Annotated in this window: 20 protein-coding genes; 7 read left to right on the forward strand and 13 right to left on the reverse strand. The window is 48.6% G+C overall.

Going from position 1 to position 17,921, the window contains the following annotated elements; all coding sequences use genetic code 11:
- Positions 1-212: 212 nt before the first annotated feature.
- The 4 genes from Mpt1_RS02365 to Mpt1_RS02380 all read right to left on the reverse strand — a co-directional run bounded on the left by Mpt1_RS02365 (position 213) and on the right by Mpt1_RS02380 (position 4,085).
- Positions 213-848: a zinc ribbon domain-containing protein gene (locus tag Mpt1_RS02365; protein WP_048111738.1), complete on the reverse strand. Its 636-nt coding sequence runs from the start codon at positions 846-848 to the stop codon at positions 213-215.
- Between the two features lie 97 nt (positions 849-945).
- Positions 946-2,829, reverse strand: a complete 1,884-nt coding sequence (locus Mpt1_RS02370; protein ID WP_048111740.1) for a DUF2207 domain-containing protein — start codon at positions 2,827-2,829, stop codon at positions 946-948.
- 33 nt (positions 2,830-2,862) lie between these two features.
- Positions 2,863-3,426 (reverse strand): LemA family protein, encoded by a 564-nt coding sequence (locus tag Mpt1_RS02375; protein WP_048111742.1) that lies wholly within the window; start codon positions 3,424-3,426, stop codon positions 2,863-2,865.
- 80 nt (positions 3,427-3,506) lie between these two features.
- Positions 3,507-4,085, reverse strand: coding sequence for a uracil-DNA glycosylase family protein (locus Mpt1_RS02380; protein ID WP_048111744.1), 579 nt, complete (start codon positions 4,083-4,085; stop codon positions 3,507-3,509).
- A 50-nt stretch (positions 4,086-4,135) separates the two neighbouring features.
- On the opposite strand from Mpt1_RS02380, the gene Mpt1_RS07570 reads away from it, so the two are divergent.
- The gene (locus tag Mpt1_RS07570; RefSeq protein WP_148305803.1) at positions 4,136-4,606 is read left to right on the forward strand and encodes a hypothetical protein; all 471 of its coding nucleotides are present in this window, start codon (positions 4,136-4,138) and stop codon (positions 4,604-4,606) included.
- Positions 4,607-4,758: 152 nt separating this feature from the next.
- Here the strand turns inward: Mpt1_RS07570 and Mpt1_RS02390 are convergent, their stop codons facing one another.
- Together Mpt1_RS02390 and Mpt1_RS07905 are read right to left on the reverse strand one after the other, a co-directional pair.
- Positions 4,759-5,076 carry a hypothetical protein gene (locus Mpt1_RS02390; protein ID WP_082007224.1) on the reverse strand — a complete coding sequence of 106 codons (318 nt, stop codon included), beginning with the start codon at positions 5,074-5,076 and terminating at the stop codon, positions 4,759-4,761.
- A 7-nt stretch (positions 5,077-5,083) separates the two neighbouring features.
- Positions 5,084-5,281: a zinc-ribbon domain-containing protein gene (locus Mpt1_RS07905; RefSeq protein WP_082007225.1), complete on the reverse strand. Its 198-nt coding sequence runs from the start codon at positions 5,279-5,281 to the stop codon at positions 5,084-5,086.
- A 98-nt stretch (positions 5,282-5,379) separates the two neighbouring features.
- On the opposite strand from Mpt1_RS07905, the gene Mpt1_RS02395 reads away from it, so the two are divergent.
- Positions 5,380-5,922 carry a zinc-ribbon domain-containing protein gene (locus Mpt1_RS02395; RefSeq protein WP_048111750.1) on the forward strand — a complete coding sequence of 181 codons (543 nt, stop codon included), beginning with the start codon at positions 5,380-5,382 and terminating at the stop codon, positions 5,920-5,922.
- Positions 5,919-6,446, forward strand: coding sequence for a PH domain-containing protein (locus Mpt1_RS02400; RefSeq protein ID WP_048111752.1), 528 nt, complete (start codon positions 5,919-5,921; stop codon positions 6,444-6,446). Before Mpt1_RS02395 ends, Mpt1_RS02400 begins: the two co-directional genes overlap by 4 nt.
- A gap of 25 nt (positions 6,447-6,471) precedes the next feature.
- Here the strand turns inward: Mpt1_RS02400 and rbr are convergent, their stop codons facing one another.
- The 3 genes from rbr to Mpt1_RS02415 all read right to left on the reverse strand — a co-directional run bounded on the left by rbr (position 6,472) and on the right by Mpt1_RS02415 (position 8,969).
- Complete coding sequence (gene rbr, locus Mpt1_RS02405) at positions 6,472-7,011, reverse strand: rubrerythrin (protein ID WP_048111754.1); 540 nt, start codon at positions 7,009-7,011, stop codon at positions 6,472-6,474.
- A 103-nt stretch (positions 7,012-7,114) separates the two neighbouring features.
- Entirely contained in the window at positions 7,115-7,735 is a 621-nt protein-coding gene (locus Mpt1_RS02410) for a tetratricopeptide repeat protein (protein WP_048111756.1), read from the reverse strand.
- 43 nt (positions 7,736-7,778) lie between these two features.
- A complete protein-coding gene (locus Mpt1_RS02415; RefSeq protein ID WP_048111757.1) occupies positions 7,779-8,969 on the reverse strand; it encodes a sterol desaturase family protein in 1,191 nt (396 codons plus the stop codon).
- A 72-nt stretch (positions 8,970-9,041) separates the two neighbouring features.
- On the opposite strand from Mpt1_RS02415, the gene hmgA reads away from it, so the two are divergent.
- From hmgA to Mpt1_RS02435, 4 genes are read left to right on the forward strand one after another with little or no spacing between them, the layout of a single operon-like run.
- On the forward strand, positions 9,042-10,196 hold the full coding sequence (hmgA, locus tag Mpt1_RS02420) for a hydroxymethylglutaryl-CoA reductase (NADPH) (RefSeq protein ID WP_048111759.1): 1,155 nt from the start codon (positions 9,042-9,044) through the stop codon (positions 10,194-10,196).
- A 4-nt stretch (positions 10,197-10,200) separates the two neighbouring features.
- Positions 10,201-11,856 carry a phenylalanine--tRNA ligase subunit beta gene (pheT, locus tag Mpt1_RS02425; RefSeq protein WP_048111761.1) on the forward strand — a complete coding sequence of 552 codons (1,656 nt, stop codon included), beginning with the start codon at positions 10,201-10,203 and terminating at the stop codon, positions 11,854-11,856.
- Between the two features lie 2 nt (positions 11,857-11,858).
- Entirely contained in the window at positions 11,859-12,326 is a 468-nt protein-coding gene (locus Mpt1_RS02430; protein ID WP_048111763.1) for a peroxiredoxin, read from the forward strand.
- Positions 12,327-12,386: 60 nt separating this feature from the next.
- The gene (locus Mpt1_RS02435) at positions 12,387-14,636 is read left to right on the forward strand and encodes an SEL1-like repeat protein (RefSeq protein WP_082007226.1); all 2,250 of its coding nucleotides are present in this window, start codon (positions 12,387-12,389) and stop codon (positions 14,634-14,636) included.
- A gap of 15 nt (positions 14,637-14,651) precedes the next feature.
- On the opposite strand, the gene yjjX is transcribed toward Mpt1_RS02435, so the two are convergent.
- Genes yjjX through Mpt1_RS02455 form a run of 4 tightly spaced genes read right to left on the reverse strand, consistent with a single transcriptional unit; the run spans position 14,652 to position 17,835 of the window.
- A complete protein-coding gene (yjjX, locus tag Mpt1_RS07420) occupies positions 14,652-15,608 on the reverse strand; it encodes an inosine/xanthosine triphosphatase (RefSeq protein WP_148305804.1) in 957 nt (318 codons plus the stop codon).
- Positions 15,609-15,648: 40 nt separating this feature from the next.
- Complete coding sequence (locus Mpt1_RS02445) at positions 15,649-15,855, reverse strand: DUF2116 family Zn-ribbon domain-containing protein (RefSeq protein WP_048111771.1); 207 nt, start codon at positions 15,853-15,855, stop codon at positions 15,649-15,651.
- 32 nt (positions 15,856-15,887) lie between these two features.
- Positions 15,888-16,478 carry a tRNA (pseudouridine(54)-N(1))-methyltransferase TrmY gene (gene trmY / locus Mpt1_RS02450; protein ID WP_048111773.1) on the reverse strand — a complete coding sequence of 197 codons (591 nt, stop codon included), beginning with the start codon at positions 16,476-16,478 and terminating at the stop codon, positions 15,888-15,890.
- A gap of 4 nt (positions 16,479-16,482) precedes the next feature.
- Positions 16,483-17,835 carry a signal recognition particle protein Srp54 gene (locus tag Mpt1_RS02455; RefSeq protein WP_048111775.1) on the reverse strand — a complete coding sequence of 451 codons (1,353 nt, stop codon included), beginning with the start codon at positions 17,833-17,835 and terminating at the stop codon, positions 16,483-16,485.
- Positions 17,836-17,921 lie beyond the last annotated feature (86 nt).

A 17,921-nucleotide genomic window follows, 5' to 3' on the forward strand; every position in this document is an offset into this window, starting at 1 on the left:
ATATAAAAGCATAGCTAATTAAAACAGTGAAAAACCATCTCCGCACGTTCGGTCTGGCCCCCGTGCGGCCTGCGGGAGTAATTCCCGCCACGGCATGAATGAGAACTCATTACATGATATCCGTGAAGCAGAGAATATCGACGAAGTATATGAATTGAACTGTTCTTTTATTGTAAAAAGAAAACGGGCCCGCTAAAGCCCTTTTTAAAACTTTATGAGGTGAAACGATCTTTTTCTTTGCGTATGATGAGGTAGAAGATCAGTCCTAATACGCCAACGATAATTCCATACCCGTAGGAAATGAATATGCCCAATGAGATATCATAAACTACGACATCACCAACTCTGGTCTCAGCATAAATCAAGACAATCCCAGAAATAATGGCGATCAAAAACCCAAGTACATAGTAGATGCTTGTTCTCTTGTGTTCTTCAAGCTTATACATATGAATACAACAAAGGATGATCAAAATACTGCTTATGAGCAGAAGAACTCCAACAAAAAGCGTCCAATAAAACGATGTTACTGCATCTGCAAAATATAGTGAGTTCGAGTAGCGTTCTATGTATAAGGGGCTCATCTGGATAAGCAACATGCCCTCAACAGAGGCGAATATCAACCAAATAACTCCCAGCACAAACGGAACCTTCAGCCATTTACCCATTTCATGCTTTTGACCGTTTTGTTGGGTAGAGTTCTGATCGTTATTTTCAACGATGTTGCCTACGTTGCTGTTTTCAGCGTAAACATTCTCGTTTGCATTTTCGGTCGTTTCGGAACTGCACGCGGGGCACACCCCGGTATCATCGTCGATTTCACTCCCGCATTCTGAGCATAATGATGCCATAGTTACATATGTAGATGTAAATATATTAAATAGGCAGTAGCCCGGCCCTCCAGTTCAGATGAACGAAAAATGCACCAAAGTTTCTGCGACCAAACACTTATCTGTGTCCTCCTCCGCCGCCGCCAAACCCGCCGCCACCGCCGCCGGAGAACCCCCCTCCGCCGCCCATACGGCCGCCGCTGTTGTACCCTCCCCCGCTTCCGCCGGGGCCTGCGCTTCTGACGAACGCGGCGTAAGGAGCACGGCTGATCGAGTTCATACTGTGAACAAGTCCCGCACTGTACATCACCGGAAGATAAGTGAAAGCAGGCGTATACAGACCGAGGTCCTTCAGTTCTGCGAACCGCACATCCAGTTCTTTGATCACCTTGTCGGCCACTCCCAGGGCCGTGGCGTAAACAAGATGCTGTTCCCAAAGAGGGAGTTCCATCGCTCTTCTTTCTTTCATCAGCGTCATATCTGTGTAGAATTTCTTCAATGCCTTCGCTTTAGCGTATTCGTCCTCGCCGGCGACTGTAAGCGGTTTCGGCGTCCTTTCCGATGTGACCCCGACCAAAAGGAACGATACCACCAAAGCACCGAAGAAGTACGGTATGTAGTCGCTGAACCCGGTGTAAATGGCGACGGCAATGATCGGTACGGCGAGGACGAGAGGTATCATGGGGACCTTGTTCCACTTCCTGCTCTGTTCTTCAAGGTTCGAGTCAACATACCCGCCTGCGGCGAATTCGTTCCTATCCGTATAGGAAAGATTGAAATTATCGGACCTGCGGCTCGCAAGATCCTTCTTCAGCTGGGTAAGCGTGATCCTGACCTCTTCCTTTCCCCTTACTGTGGAGAACAGCATGCTGTACACTCCCCTCTCGAACCCGCTCACCGGAGCATTTTCGTTGAGAGAGACAAAAGCTATCTCCTTATCGCCGACCTTTTCGATCGCGATCGCTTTATTCAAAGCGAGATTCAGAATGGTGGCGGCGATCTTATTTCCAAAGTTGTTCCCCTTGAACAGTTTGTAATAACTGCCGAACTCCGCCTCGATATTGGGTTTGACCGAGGGTATCTCACGGGTATAGGGGTGGTTGAAGGTCGGCTTGTTGCGTTTGAAAAACTTGAATCTCAATAAGACCAACAAAATCGTGCCGAGCAGAAGCATGATTATCAGCACAAGCTGGATGTTCGCCAGCAGGATATGGAGATCCGTTGTGTCCCGGAAGTTCTTTTCCTCGGCCATTATCGAGTCGAATGTCCTGCCGCCGCTGGTTGGTATCTGCGGATATAGGCTGGTCTGCTTGCTTACCACACGTATCTCGAACAATGAATATGCTGCCAGATCCGGGCTTACAAAGATCGAATTTGCAGTGCCGCCGATGAATTCGCAGCGGTTGCTTTGACTGTCCCCGTGGCCGAAAATGTATGTCTCGTTCTGAAGGCTCCCCGTCGGCATGTTGACCGTCACAGTGAGGTCCTTAAGATCGTTTGAGAAATATTCGAACACCTTGTAGTAGAATTCGATGCAGTCCGAATATTTTGTGACCGCATTGGAAACATTATACTGGAATGTCACTGTGTGTTCTCCGGAGTACGCTCTTTGGTAGAAAGCGTTGATCTCCCAATCGTTTGAATATGCTGTCTGGTTCCAGCCGTAGGAATACAAAGGTGCGGATGATGCTGCATTTTTACCGGCGTCGTATGGGACCAATGCGGCGGGCACACCGTCGATCGTGCAGGTGACAGAAGATATCCTGCCCGCCTCATCGTCCGATATGGTCCTGTACATCTCGCCGCTGTCTTCGCCTGACCACCTGAAATCATATGTTTCGGATATTGTTGCGCTGCCGTCGTTGTGGAGGTTAATGTGAACGTCTGTCTTGTAATGATCGAAGCCGTTGTTCTGTGAATCGTCCTGCGTCAATGAGAATACAAATATCACTACCATTATTGTTGCAAATACGCCCAGAACGATCAATTCCGGTCTTCTCATATCATCCCCGCTCGAAGTATTCGATCAGTGTACTCAGAACTTGACATGAACGTTCTGCATCTCTTCTTCCGGTGCGTCAAAGAACTCAGCTTCCTTGAAATTAAGCATCTTAGCAAAGACATTGCCCGGGAAGGATCTCACAGCTTTGTTGTATATCATTACGGAATCGTTGTAGAAGCTGCGCGACGTGGCGATATCCTTCTCGATGCTGACCAACTCATGCTGAAGATTCTCGAAACTTGTGTTCGCTTTCAGCTCCGGGTATTGCTCGCCCAATGCGAACAGTTTGCTTAGCGCTTGGGTAAGCTGGTTGTTTGCCGACGAAAGATCCTTTACGCTTTCCGCCGTCGTTCCCAAACTTCTTGCTATGGTCACTTTCTCAAGAGTGTCCTGCTCGTGCTTTGCGTAACCTTTTACGGTCTCGACCAGATTCGGTACGAGGTCGAACCTTTTCTTACATTGGATCTTTATCTGGCTGAAGTTGTTCTCGACCTTCAATTTCTTATCTACAAAATTATTGTAGAACAGAATCAGAACTACGGCGAGAAGAATAACAACAACGACCAACGCGATCAAAACTATCGTCAGTGCCGACATTTTATCCCCTCTGTGGTTTCACTATCTGTGTGTAGATATAAATAACTGACAGACAGTAAATTTTTGTTAAGAACAGGGCGTTAAAATATCGACTCGTGGATGATGTCTCTGATCTCAGCGATCCTTTCCTCCTCGAACTCGGGATGTTCCTTGAACCATCTGACATTTAGTGGGGAAGGATGAGGTATCACATACGCCGGTTTACCTTTGATCGTGTGATCCGAGAAAACAAGGTCTGTGAAATCGCTTTTCGGAAAGAAGAAGTCAGATGCGGCTTTACCGACGAGGATGAAGATGTCGTTATTGATCAACTCTATCTCTTTGCTGAGCCATTTCTGAGCGCATATCTTCGGCGGAGGATTATCTCCTTTGTTCTTAGATTTTCCGGGGTAGCAGTGTCCCACTGATGTGATATAGAAGATGTCTGGGTCATAGAATGTTTCTTCGGAGATCTTGTACCAATCGTTCCTCAGTCTTCTGCCGCTTATGTCGTTGAAGGACCTGCCTGTGTTGTGTACGTGAACGGACGGGGCCTGGCTCACTTGGACTATCTTTGCATCAGAGTTCCCCATGCAGACGGGCCTGGGCTCGAAGCCGAAGAGATTCCAGCATTCCTTACAGGCGAATAACTCCTCCTTGAGTTTTTCCAAATCATACATTGCAAAACCGAATTGATATTCATTAAATAAACGTTCTACCATCAACAACTATGGAAAATGGCAACTTCCCTACAAGTTGTAAAAACTGCGGTTCAACAATCAGCGGATCCGACAGGCACTGCAGATATTGCGGAGCTCCGGTAACGGTAACAGAAAATACCTCACAGAATATTTCGTACAACAATATCAAATTCAACAGCGGTAGATTGAGGAGTTTGGGCATTTGGTCGCTCTTATGGGCAGTCTTTGCTATTGCTGTCGGGCTGTTTTTATTGTCTGTGTTTAAGCAGGACGGATCATCGTTTACGGATATGATACGAACAACAGGCATACTGGCCGTTTTAAGCGGTATATTTTCTATGTTCACGGCGATACTGGCCTTCATCAGGAGAGGATTCATTGCTGCGTTTGCGTGTTGCATCATCTCGTCTGTTTTAGCTCTCCCCCTTATTTTGGGAGTTATAGGGCTGGTGGTGGCATATAGGCTGTACAAATACAGAGATGATTTTGTTGATCATTGAGTGGCAAAAAAGTTCTATTCTGAATTGTGTGGATTTTATGTAAGCGGAATCTGATTCTTGTCCATTTCATCAACCGTCACCATTCAGGAATTAGAAATTTTTATATCAAAAGAGAATAGAAAAACGGCCGTTTAGGCCATTATTTTTTTAATTCATTTCTTTACCAACAAGATAAGGGCCAATAATACTCCGATGATACCGATTATGGGGATAAGTATCAGTGTGACTCCAATCAGGCTGGCTACAAGTAGTATGGAACCGATCAGGAAAAATATCGCCGCCTGTTTAACATTGCTCCCGTTCTTGATCGTGACCGCACCGATTATGATCAGTATGCCACCCACGATGGTTATTACGCCCGAAAGGATGCTGTAATTCCAAAAGTCAACGAATCCAAGTAAAATGGATAATATACCTGCTAACAGCCCTCCCAAATAATAAGTTCTGGTCGGTATCGGGCTTGATTTCACGTTTGTATTAGAAGTATGTTCCTTGTTGATTTTTTTCAGGTTCGTAACTTCCGCTGCTGTGTGCACCTTCGTTGCTATTCGAAGTGTAACCGCTACCAGACGGGTTGCTACTGTTTCCTTGACTCATGGTATCGAACCCGCATGATGGACAAAATCTTTCTCCATCTCCGAGCTGTCTACCGCATTTTGAACAGTAAGATGCCATAATTGTAAGTAGGTTATTTCGTATTTAACTATATTGTCTTTTTTAACATGCCGTTTGCCCAGTCATAATTAAATACAAATTATGTGCCTTTCACCGATATGGAAGAGAAACAGGCTTTTTGCACCATTTGCGGGGCCCAGTTAAAAGACTCTGATACATTCTGTACTAAATGCGGTGCAGAGGTCGGCGTTACACCGACACAGATGTCAGCTCCACAAAACGTGCAACACATCGATTCAAAAAGAAGCACGACATTGTGGGTGATAATCATATTTGCGATAGGTTGGGCGATCCTTGGGATATATTCCGGCCTGAGCACATTACTCAACGCTCACGATATGGTCTATAGTGCTCTTACTCCGGACATCTTGGATCAACTTGAAACGATTGGTTTTGATCCGCAAACGCTTGTTGATGTGTTTACTATTGTGGGGGCTCTTATGCTAATAAGCGGAATAATGTCCCTTATGACGGCAATCCTTGTCTTTATCAGGAAGCAACACACCGTCGCGCTCATATTGTGCATAATCGGCTCTGTGCTGATGTTGATAGGGCTTTTCGGCATAATCGGCCTGATCGTTGCATACTTCCTTAACAAGTCAAAGCATGAGTTCGCCCCATCCAAAAAGGGAACGTTATGAAGATCACAGGCAGGGCAAATATATCCTGGCTGCTGGTCGCTGCGATCATCGTCCTGGCCATCGTGATCTTAATGATCGCTGTGCTCGGGTATGAGAATATCGGCATGTACATTCTGTTGACGGCGGCGGTTCTTGTCCTCACTTTTCTGTTGTTGGCGATCGTGTTAAAGGACAGGAAGACCGCTTCGGAGCTGGGATATGACGGCTTAACGGTACGCGGCGCTATGTTGAGTGTGAAGATCCCGTACAGCGATATCACTTCAGTGGAAATAAGAGATGAAATAAACTTCGGCCTGCGCGTAGGCGGATATGCCGGAATGAAGAGGCTCGGAGGCAAATTCAGGAACAGCGAGTTCGGGGTCTACGACCTAAGTGCGATAGTCTCGGTCAAGAAGTACATCGTTGTCAGAAGTAACAACAGAAGGGTCTTGGTGTTCAATCTCGAAACAGAGGCTGAAACTGTCAGTTTTTATGAAAGGCTGAGCAAATGGACCGGCAGAGGTCCTAAAACGACAGATAATTAAAAAGAAAAGCGGGGGTTCCCGCTGTTTACCAGTTCTGTGACTGTACTTCAAAGAAGGACTGGGGGTGGTTGCATGTGGGACATACGGCCGGAGCTTCTTTTCCCACGTGTAAATAACCGCAGTTCTGGCATTTCCACACTACGACCTTGTCCTTCTTGAACACTTTGCCGTTCTCTATGTTCTTCAGGAGTTCCAGATATCTTTTCTCGTGTACGGCCTCGATCTCGCCTACCAGTTTGAACTGGTCTGCGATCTGTTTGAACCCTTCTTTCCTTGCGGTGGCCTCGAAATCCTTGTACATCTGAGTGTGCTCGTAGTTCTCGCCGGATGCGGCGTCTTTCAGGTTCTCGACCGTTTCGGGTATGCATCCGCCGTGGAGTGCTTTGAACCAGAGTTTTGCGTGCTCTTTCTCGTTCTCTGCGGTCTCCATGAATATGTCTGCGACCTGGTTGTATCCTTCTTTCCTTGCCTGTGAGGCATAGTACGTATATTTCGTCCTAGCCTGGCTTTCGCCGGCGAAAGCGGTCATAAGGTTAGCCTCTGTCTTGGATCCTTTTAGTTCCATATGTTCACCGGTTCGTGATAAAGTGTTATTGAAATAAAAGGGCTTTTGTTACATTTGTATACTGTCTCTCATCTATATTGTGAAAAGTCTGCTGCTTACGCAGTTATTTCCGGAATAGCGATTTCTTTTTCAGATTGCCTTCCGAGTCGAACTTCCTTTTCATAAGAAGGTCGTAATTCTTCCTTGCCGGTTCGTTGTTCGGATCCAGTCTGAGCAGGATCTCCAGCTCTTCTTTGCCTTTTTTGTAATCTTTCAGATCGTTCAGCAGCAGGACCGCATAATTCTGGTGGAATTCGGGTTTGTTCGGCTTAAGCGCTATCGCTTTTTCGTAGTATTTGGCGGACCTCTTGAAATCCGTTTTCTGGATCCTGAGGAATACCGCATATGCGCTGTAAACATCGGCGTCAGGAGATACAACCAGCAGTTTTTCGTAAAGCCCTTCCATCCTCTTGTTGTTCTTTTTGTGTTTGATGAGAACGGTCACAAGCGCTTTCAAAGCATCCACGTTGTCAGGGTCCTGTTCAAGAACAATGTCCAATTCCTTGACCCCCGCATCGATCTCTTTTTTATCATAAACGAGTGTTCTTGCGAGCTGTATCCTTGCCGTCGTGCTTTCCGGGTATTTTTCTAAAAATGACCTCAGAGTGCTTATCGCGCCGTCGGGGTTGCCGCTCTCGGCCTGCCTTTTCGCTTTGGAAACAGCTTCGTACTCCGGGTCTGCCATGAACAGACGAAGGATGCCGTGTTAATAACATTTGTGAGAACGATCACTCTTCTTTTGACCGCATATAGCTTTTGATGATGCCGTTCTTGAATCCCTTGTAATATGTGTTCACGTAGACAAAAGAGGTTATTATAGATATCAACGCGACGAACGCAATATATCCGATGTATGTCGTCACTATTCTGGACAGGTCCATACCCAGATACACCGAGAGCGTCAAAAGCATCATAAAAAATGTTATCGCAAAGAATCCCTGATAGAGTCTGCCCTTCATCCCCTTCCATAGATAGAAGTCGCGGGGTGCGTCCGAAGTTATCTTGGCACCTATGGATTTCACTATGCTCCACGGTATCACGAGTGTGGAGATGAAAAGGGAAAGGAACATCCCTATCAGCAGCATCTCATCGAATGATACGATCTGAAGGAACAGCGGGTTGATGAAGATGTACGAACAGATCACGATACCCAGAACGAATATGCTGAAAGCGGTGTTCATAAAAAGCTGGACGTTGAACTTCCCTTTATCGGCCTCTGGTTCGAATTCGACGCCGTGGATATCAATGATGTCCGGGATCTGGAACAACCAGTCCGCAATGCGTCTCCTCCTGCTTTTCGAGGGTACCTCCAACGACCTCAGTACTCTGTAGAAGTAGCTTCTGAAGTACCCGACGATCACCGAGACGACGCCGTATGCGACAAAAAATACCACGATCGTAACGGAATAAAGCGCTACCAAGAAAGAATAGATGCTTACGCTCGCCCCGAATATGTCGAAATATCTCACAACAAAGTCACTGAAACCTAAGTTTGTGCCAAGCGGATACAGGATCACCGACAAAAGGATCGGGATGAATACGATCGCCGGGATGACATACCATCTGGATATCACCCCTCTGTCGGAGAGGAACATGCACGCAATGCCGAGTACGGTGAATCCGAGCATGAACCCGAGGCAGATCCCGAACACGACCCCCATCACCGTATAGTTGTGCAGGTAGACCACCAAAGCGAGGATCAACACCGCACAGACCACCAAAAAAGGAGGGAATATCTTCAGAACAAGCCTGTCGAGTTTGTCGTGTTTGGTCTCCTCGTCGAGGTTGACGACGCCTCTGAGATATGCAATAAGATTCAGCTTCCTTTCTTTGATCCCGTCAGACGCATCATATACATTACTCCCGGGGGCGTGTGGATTCCGCTTCCTTTCTTTGATCCCGTCAGACGACTCTCCCATTGCTTCAATAAAGCCCTTCTTATTATAAGCTATATTCGATAGTTATATTATCACTGAAACAATTCCACCGATATGGAAGAGAGGAAGGGCCTGAAGAACCGAGGATATTCTCATTTTGATGTCAATGACAGACGACAGGCGGTCGAAGAGTTCACAGGGAAAAAGCTTGAAAGCATCTCTAAGTTCTGTTTTGACGCCGAGAAGGCTTCCAAGAACATAGAGAATATGATCGGAGCCACCCAGATACCTCTCGCGATCGCGGGTCCCGTCTTCATTAAAGGGGACCATGCCAAAGGAGAGTTCCTTGTTCCGCTTGCTACCACCGAAGGTGCGCTTGTGGCATCGATAAACAGAGGGATGACCGTAATAACAAACAGCGGCGGGGCAAGAGTTAAGGTATTCCAGGACGGGATGACCAGAGCGCCCGTCTTCAGAACAGATGGAATAGATCACTGCTCAAAGGTCATCGAATGGATCAACGACAACAGAGAGATGCTTTCTTCCGTCGTAGATACCACAACGAACCACGGAAAACTGACCTCGATCGAATCTTTCCCGGCGGGAAGGAACCTGTTCATCCGTTTCACCTACGGAACGGGAGATGCCATGGGAATGAACATGGCGACGATAGCGACCGAAGCAGTATGCAGGCAGATAGAGAATCACACCGGAGCGGTCATGATATCGGTATCGGGGAATCTTTGCACCGACAAAAAGGCCGCGGCTATAAATCTGATAAGGGGCCGCGGCAAATCGGTCATCGCCGAAGCCGTGATCCCGAAGGATATCGTAGAGAACAAGCTTCGTTCCACGGTGGACGCCATTGTCGAAACGAACATCAGAAAGAACTTCGTAGGAAGCTCGCTTTCGGTCACAATGGGCGCTAACGCCCACGCAGCCAATATGGTGGCTGCATTGTACATTGCGACCGGACAGGACCCCGCACAGGTCGTCAGCGGAAGCATGGCCACGACAATGTGCGAAGATATGGACGGCGATCTGTACATTTCCGTAAGGATGCCGTCGGTCGAAGTGGGGACCGTCGGAGGTGGAACAAGACTGCCGTTCCAGGCCGAGGCGCTCAGCATAATGGGATGTCTGGGTGACGGAATGGCAAAGAAACTGGCAGAGATAGTTGCGGTAACGGTGCTTGCCGGAGAATTGTCAACGCTCTCCGCTCAGGCGGCAGGCCATCTCGGAAAAGCTCATCAGGAGCTGGGACGCTGATCTGATGCCGGTAATAAATTTCAAATACAGCGATCTTTGCGATCTGATCGGAAAAAAAGTGTCCGAAGAGATATTGGTGGAGAAGATACCCCTGATAGGTGCGGACATGCACCACATAGAAGGCTTTACGGAGGATCTTTCGGTGGAGTTCTTCCCAGACAGACCGGACCTGTTCAGCGTCGAAGGTCTGGCAAGGGCGCTCAGGGCATTCTTGGATATAGAGCCGGGTCTGAAGAAGTATAAGGTCTCCGGTTCAGACTGCATTGTGACCGTGGATGAATCTGTACGTGACGTAAGGCCGTGCTTCGCATGTGCGATAGTTAAAGGTCTCAATGTCACCGACGATCTGATAAGGTCCATGATGGAGCTTCAGGAAAAGCTCCATATGACCATCGGGAGAAAAAGGAACAAGATCGCCATCGGCCTCCATGACATGGACAAAGTAAGGCCGCCGTTCGTCTACACAGCGGTAAGACCGTCCGAGGTATCTTTTGTACCGTTGAACGGCACCGAAAAAATGGATCTGAACGAGATATTGAGAACCCTCGATAAAGGAAAGGATTACGCACATCTTCTCCTCGGGAAAGAGAGATATCCGATCATCCTGGATAAGAACAACGATGTTCTGTCCTTCCCGCCGATAATAAACGGCGCACTTACCACAGTCACCACCCGAACAAAGAATATTTTCATCGATGTCACCGGGAACGATCAGAAAGCCGTCAAAGGAGCTTTGGATATTGTCGCTACAGCGCTGGCCGAGCGGGGCGGGAAGATACATTCAGTCAAACTTATCAACGGGAGTTCCGAATACTCCCCCGTTCTCACCGAGACAGAAGTAACGATCTCTGTTTCAGAATGTAATAAATTCTTAGGTCTGGGTCTTTCCGGCAAGGAAATGAAAAAGGCCATAGAAAGGATGGGTGTGAGTGCTTCTGTAAAAGGAGACAACATCAAAGTGTCGATCCCGCCGACAAGACTTGATATGATGCACAAGGTCGACGTTTTCGAAGATGTTGCGATCGGCTACGGGTTCGAGAAGTTCGGCGGACCCTACATATCCCAGCAGACGTCCGGAAAGCTGGACTCGAACTCATCATTCTCAGATAAAATGAGGACGGTGATGATAGGTCTTGGATTCACAGAGGTCACGACCCTCACGCTGAGCAACCCGAAGGATGAGTTCGAAAGATCGGGGCTTCCGGAGAAGGTTTCTACTAGTGTCAAAAACCCAATTACTGAGGACCATACGTGCTTGAGATCGTACCTTATGCCCAGTCTGATGAGGATCCTCAGACATAACAAACATAGGGACCTGCCTCAGAAGATATTCGAGATAGGCTTTGTTTCCGATAGCCACATAACTACACCGCACCTTTGCGGCATGGTCGCAGCATCGAGAACATCCTTCACCGAAATAAAATCCATTACAGAAGCCGTTGCAAGAGAGATGGGCATCGAATACAAAGTCTCCCCCTGCGCATACAGAACGTTCATTGACGGAAGAGGCGCATTCATCTTCTCGAAAGGAGAGAACATCGGGTTCTTCGGTGAATTGTCGCCGAAAGTGATAACCGATTACGAAATGACCCATCCGGTGATGATGTTCGAGATCGACGTTTCAAAAGTAATAGATGAAAAAGCAGGGAGATTGTTCTGAAAATGGAGGTCGGCGACCGTTTTCCTAAGTTCGCTCTCAAGGACGAGAACGGCGAGGTGTTCAACAGCGACTCTCTGAACGGATTAAGATACGTCATTTACTTCTACCCGAAGGACGGCACATCCGGATGTACAAAGGAGGCGCAGGATTTCACTGCGGCGTATGCAAAGTTCATGCTCAGGAACATCCCCATCATAGGTGTTAGCAAAGATACGGTCGATTCTCACCGGAAGTTCAGAGAGAAGTACTCGCTTAAGGTCAAGCTCCTGAGCGACCCGGAACACACCCTGACAGAAGAAGCAGGCGCCTGGGGCACCAAGATGATGTACGGCAAAGAGGTCCGGGGAACGATACGTTCTACTTTCATCATCGGGAAAACCGGCATAGTTGAGGCTGCCTGGAAGAATGTAAAGGTAGACGGGCATGTTGAGAAAGTTCTTGAAAAAGCGATATCGCTGACAAAAACGTGAAATATTCTGGTTTAAAGGTACTTAGTTATATATATAATCAACAAGCGGTATGATGACACCATGTCCGACTTTGAGGAGATCAAGGCTCTTGCGGAAAAAGGAGATCCGGAGGCGCAGAGAACATTAGGCTGGATATACCTTAACGGCGACATTGGTGAAGTAGATGAGAAAGAAGCGTTCAAATGGATAATGCTTGCCGCCGAGCAAGGAGACGATGATGCATTGATCGGGGTCGGATGGTTGTATTTCAGCGGGATCGGTACCGATCAGAATTATCAGGAAGCGTTCAAATGGTTCAGACTTTCGGCCGAACGGGGCGATATAAGAGGACAGTTCAACGTCGGATTGATGTACCTCGACGGCAAAGCCTTTGAAAAAGATGAGAAAGAAGCGTTCAAATGGATCATGCCCGTCGCCGAACAAGGAGACGCGGACGCACAGCTCATCATCTGGGACATGTATATGAATGGGATCGGGGTAGAGAAGGATACGGAGACGGGGGTCAAGTGGCTCAGATTAGCGGCCGTTCAGGGAGATGAAGTAGCGCAATATAATTTGGGATGGTCATACGACACCGGGTTCGGCGTGCCTCAGGATGACGATGAAGCATTCAAATGGTATATGTTGTCGGCGGAGCAGGGCTATTCGTGGGGGCAGTATAACATCGGGTGGATGTATCTGAACGGTCAAAGCGTCCCAAAGAATGAGACGGAAGCGCTCAGGTGGTTCAAACTCTCCGCCGAACAAGGGAATGAGGATGCATTCTACAATCTCGGTCAGATGTACAGCGAGGGGATGGGCGTTCCTCAGGATCACGAAGAGGCCGTAAGATTATACACCATTGCCGCAGAAGGGGGCAACTCCTGGGCTAAATATAATCTGGGACACATGCATTTTAATGGCATACATTTCAAAGAGGACTATACCAAAGCCTATGAATGGTATTCGGCGGCAGCCGAAGACGGGCTCGCTGATGCGCAAAACAACATCGGGTGGATGTACGAGATCGGAGCCGGCGTGGAACAGGACCACGAAGAGGCGGCCAAGTGGTATCGGCTTGCCGCAGAACAGGGTGAAGCGATCGCACAGTTCAACTTGGGCGTACAATACGAGAAGGGCTTGGGTGTTCCTCAGGATCACGAGGAAGCCGCAAGATTGTACAGGCTTGCCGCGGAACAGGGGTATGCCGAAGCGCAGAGCAATCTCGGCTTCCTGTACAGCGGGGGGAAAGGGGTACCCCAAGATCATGAAGAAGCGGCCAGATGGTATCTGCTTGCCGCCGAACAAGGCGATGTTAAAGGACAATACAACCTCGGATGCATATTCGAAGACGGAATAGGTGTTGAGCAGGATCATGCCGAAGCGGTAAAATGGTACAGAATGGCCGCCGAACAGGGTGATGAGGATGCACAGTACAGTATTGGGTGGATGTACGAAAGCGGCCTCGGCGTCAAAGAGGATCATGCCGAAGCGGTGAAATGGTACAGGATGGCCGCCGAAAACGGGAACATCGAGGCAGTGAACGACCTCGGCCGCATGTATCTTGACGGTAAAGGCGTCAAGCAAAATCATGCCGAAGCACTCAGGTTGTTCAGATCTGCCGCCGAAGAGGGTGACATGTGGGCGCAGTATAACCTCGGGAATATGTACGAAAGCGGTTCAGGTGTCAAGCAAGATTATGCGGAAGCACTAAAATGGTACAGATTGACCGCTGAGCAAGGCAATCCTCTGGGACAGTATAATGTTGGGATTATGTATCAGAACGGCAGAGGGGTCAAAGAGAATGATGCCGAAGCATTCAAATGGTTCAAGCTATCCGCAGAACAAGGAGATGCGGACGCACAATACAATCTCGGGACCATGTATCTGAATGGCCAAGGTGTTAAGAAAGATTATGCGGAAGCGATGAAGTGGTTCAGACTGTCGGCGGAACAGGGCAATGCGTGGGGACAGTACAACCTCGGGAATATGTACGAGAACGGGTTCGGTGTCAATGCGAACGGTCCCGAGGCGGCCAGATTGTATCTTCTGGCTGCCGAGCAGGGCCATGCTTGGGGTCAATATAACCTTGGGGCAATGTATCTGAACGGGATGGGAGTAAGACAGAACCTTTCCGAATCATTCAAATGGTTCAAACTCTCAGCTGAACAAGGAGATGCGGATGCACAATGCAATCTCGGCGTGATGTACGAAAAAGGGATCGGTACGCCCGCCAACCTCGCCGAAGCCGTAAAATGGTATCGTCGCTCCGCAGAACAGGGGCATGCAAAAGCACAACAGCATATTGCCAGAATGAAACAGAAAATGTGATTATCACCCATCGTATTATTTCATTCTCGGTATCATTGCCGCAACGACAGACTGTTCCGTCAATGTTTTCCTGTCAAGCAGTCCCTTGCTCAGAAGACCGACCGCGCCCTGTTTTCTTCCTATTTCCGGGTCCCCATAGAGCTTATGCATCGCTTCGCTCACCGTCATTCCGTTCAATACGAGCTCGGCCACATCATCCGGGTATTTGAAACCGGGACCGACCCCCACGGTCATTTCTCCATTCTTATCAAGTATCGCACAGTACTGGAAGTCATACAGTCCGTCCTCCGTTCGGAATACGCCCGCTTCTATTCCTACAGCGAGATCGTTATCGCCTATTGCGGACCTCGCGCGGTTTACGGCCCCTGTGCGTGTTTGGAGTTCCATCGGCTGTTCGGGGACCCCGCTCTCCACATCGACCGGCATTATTATCACGCTGCCGAAGATCTTTTCCATGACCGATCTTACCGCTTCCAGTTTTACCCTGTTAGTTGATCCTACGGCTATTTTAATGGAATCTCCGCTGCCGTCCCTGGCATATTCTCCGTTCATTATCCCCGTCGAACTGATCTTTTCGTCGTTGTACGCATCTACTATGGGGATAACGACGATCTTCAGAGGCCGTACGCCTCTTGACATTCTCTCGATGTTGACCTTCTCTGCGTTGGGGGCCGTCTCTTCGGAAACAACGAGGATGTCTGCTCTGTCAACTTTCTTTTTGGGCCCGTATATATCGACTATTTCTTCTATTTCCCACGGCTTGTCCATTTTTTCAAGGAATGCTTCCAGTTCCTTTTTTCTGAGATAGTATGGGATCGTCTCTTTCTTCGATGCGGATGCCATACTGTCCGATGTCAATCCGATAATGACGCTGTCGCCGACCTCGAAGGCCTTCTCGATAAGCCTTTTGTGGCCTTCGTGCAGTATGTTGAAAGTACCGGCGGCAATAGATATCATTTTTTCACTGGTCACTATAATATTCGTCTGCGTTAAAAAAAGATTACACTACGCCTTACACAAACATGTATATTGCGACCAGAACGAGCGTCACCGCAACGATCACCAACCATATCAGGCCGAGCTTTTTCAGTTTGCTCTTCGCCTCTTTGCCGGTCGACTCCTTACATTCGTCACCGCAGAACAATCCGTCGCCGGTGAAGGCCTTGCCGCATTTGTGGCAATGTTTGTGCTGAGGTATCTTTTCAGGTTGGTCTGCCATGTTCCCTCATCTCCTGTTCAGCATAAAAAGGTTCAGTGGACTTTTCTGTCGATCTCGTTGTGTACGACGATGATGCAGTGGTCGGCATGAAGGCTGTGCGGCCCTATCGACACCTTATGGGGATCGAAGCTCAAAAGCAGACCCTCCTCATCTTCGGTAAGGTCCCTGTTGTCGCTTATCACAAATACCGTATCGTCCGGTATCTCCGTTTCTCTGATATCGGAACCGTCCTCTTTCAGGTAGATCAGCTCCCCCTTTTCCGAAAGCATCGAAATGACATCGCTGAACGACATCCTCGATACATATATCCCGGGTGACGATCTTTTTTCGCCCGTGTCCAACTTTTTTATCAGGGCGTTCCTGATCAGCGAGGATGTGCTCCTTTCGTCAGGGTTGAGGTACCTGAGTTCCGCTCCCGACATCCTTACCGTCTTCGGGGGGTCCTCTCCTCCCTGCAACACAAGGAACAGTTCCGTATCCTTTCTCAGGTCGTGGCTGAGGAAGAATGCGGAATTGACGCATCTGATCAGTATGTCCAATCTCCCCGCCCCTCCGGCGATATCGTCAAGTTTGAAGTCACCGGTGGTAACGGCTTTATGTCCGACGATAACGAAATATCTCATCGGATCACTGGAGGTCCTGCAGGCCGTCCATATCCATCTTTTCCATCTGCTGCATCATCTTTTTGCGCACTTTGCGGTCTTTACCCATGGAACCGAGCATCTTCTTGCTCTGGTTGTACTGCTTGAGCAACCCCCTTACATCCTGCGGGGTCACACCGGCACCTTTTGCGATACGTTCTATGCGCTTCCCCTTTATGACATTGGGTTCGTCCTTCTCCTCGACTGTCATGGAGTCCATTATCACTCTGAATTTGATAAGTCTCTTCTGCGACTCTTCATAGTCGATCTTGCCTTCCATGTTGCTGAAACCTGGGATCATGGACATGACCTTCTGGAGAGGGCCCATTTTGCTCACGGCGGCCATCTGATGATACATGTCGGTAAGCGTGAACCTTCCGGACATCATGTTCTTTGCGAGCTGTTCCATCGCCGCCTCGTCATCCATCTCGTCCTTGGCCATCTCCACCAACGTGGCGAGATCGCCCATCCCCAACAACCTGGAGATGAATCTCCCAGCATTGAACGGTTCGAAGTCGCGTATGTGCTCTCCCGTACCGATGAATATTATCCTCGCTTTGGTCCTTGCTACCGCCGACAACGCACCGCCTCCCTTTGCCGTGCCGTCCATCTTTGTCAGTATGACGGCGGTCACTCCGACCGCTTTGTTGAAAGCGTCCGCCTGGGGGCCGGCCTGCTGTCCGACCTGCGAATCCAGGACCAGCACCCTTTCGTCGGGTTTTGACGCTTCCGCTATATCTTTGAGTTCCTGTATCAGGTCCTCTTCAAGCGCATGGCGTCCGGACGTATCGATAATAACTATCTTCTTGTCGGAGAATTTCTTCTTTCCGTTTTTCACAATCTCCGCGGCGTTCTTATTGCCGGGCTCGCCGTAGACCTCGACATTGATCTTCGCTCCGAGCTGCTGAAGCTGATCGAGCGCCGCGGGCCTGTAGACGTCAGCCCCGATAAGGCCGACGCTGAATCCTTTTTTTGAGAGGAACAGCGCAAGTTTTCCCGTGGTCGTCGTCTTGCCCTGACCGTAAAGACCGACCATCATGATGGTCTGCGGCTTCAGGACCAGCCCTTCGCCGTTGTCAAGAAGGGATACCATTTCATCGTGAATGATGCGAACGACATGATCCTTGGAACTCTTCCCCGCGGGAGGTTTTTCGTTCAGTGCGCGTTCTTGGATCCTGTTCGTTATCTCCAAGACCAGCTGAACGTTGACATCGGCTTGCAATAAAGCTCTCTGCAATTCTTTAGATATCTCTCTGACCAGCTCTTCATCGACCACAGATGAGCTTCCGATGCGCGCTATAACGTCCCTGAGCGACTTTCCCAATCCTTCCAGAACCATGAGATCATACCTGCTATTGTTTCAATCGTATTTTAGAATATGGTAATAAAGGTGCGGGAACAGGCCAGCCAGTCAGAAGGGATGGG

It is taken from the genome of Candidatus Methanoplasma termitum, assembly GCF_000800805.1.
Classification (GTDB): Archaea; Thermoplasmatota; Thermoplasmata; order Methanomassiliicoccales; family Methanomethylophilaceae; genus Methanoplasma; species Methanoplasma termitum.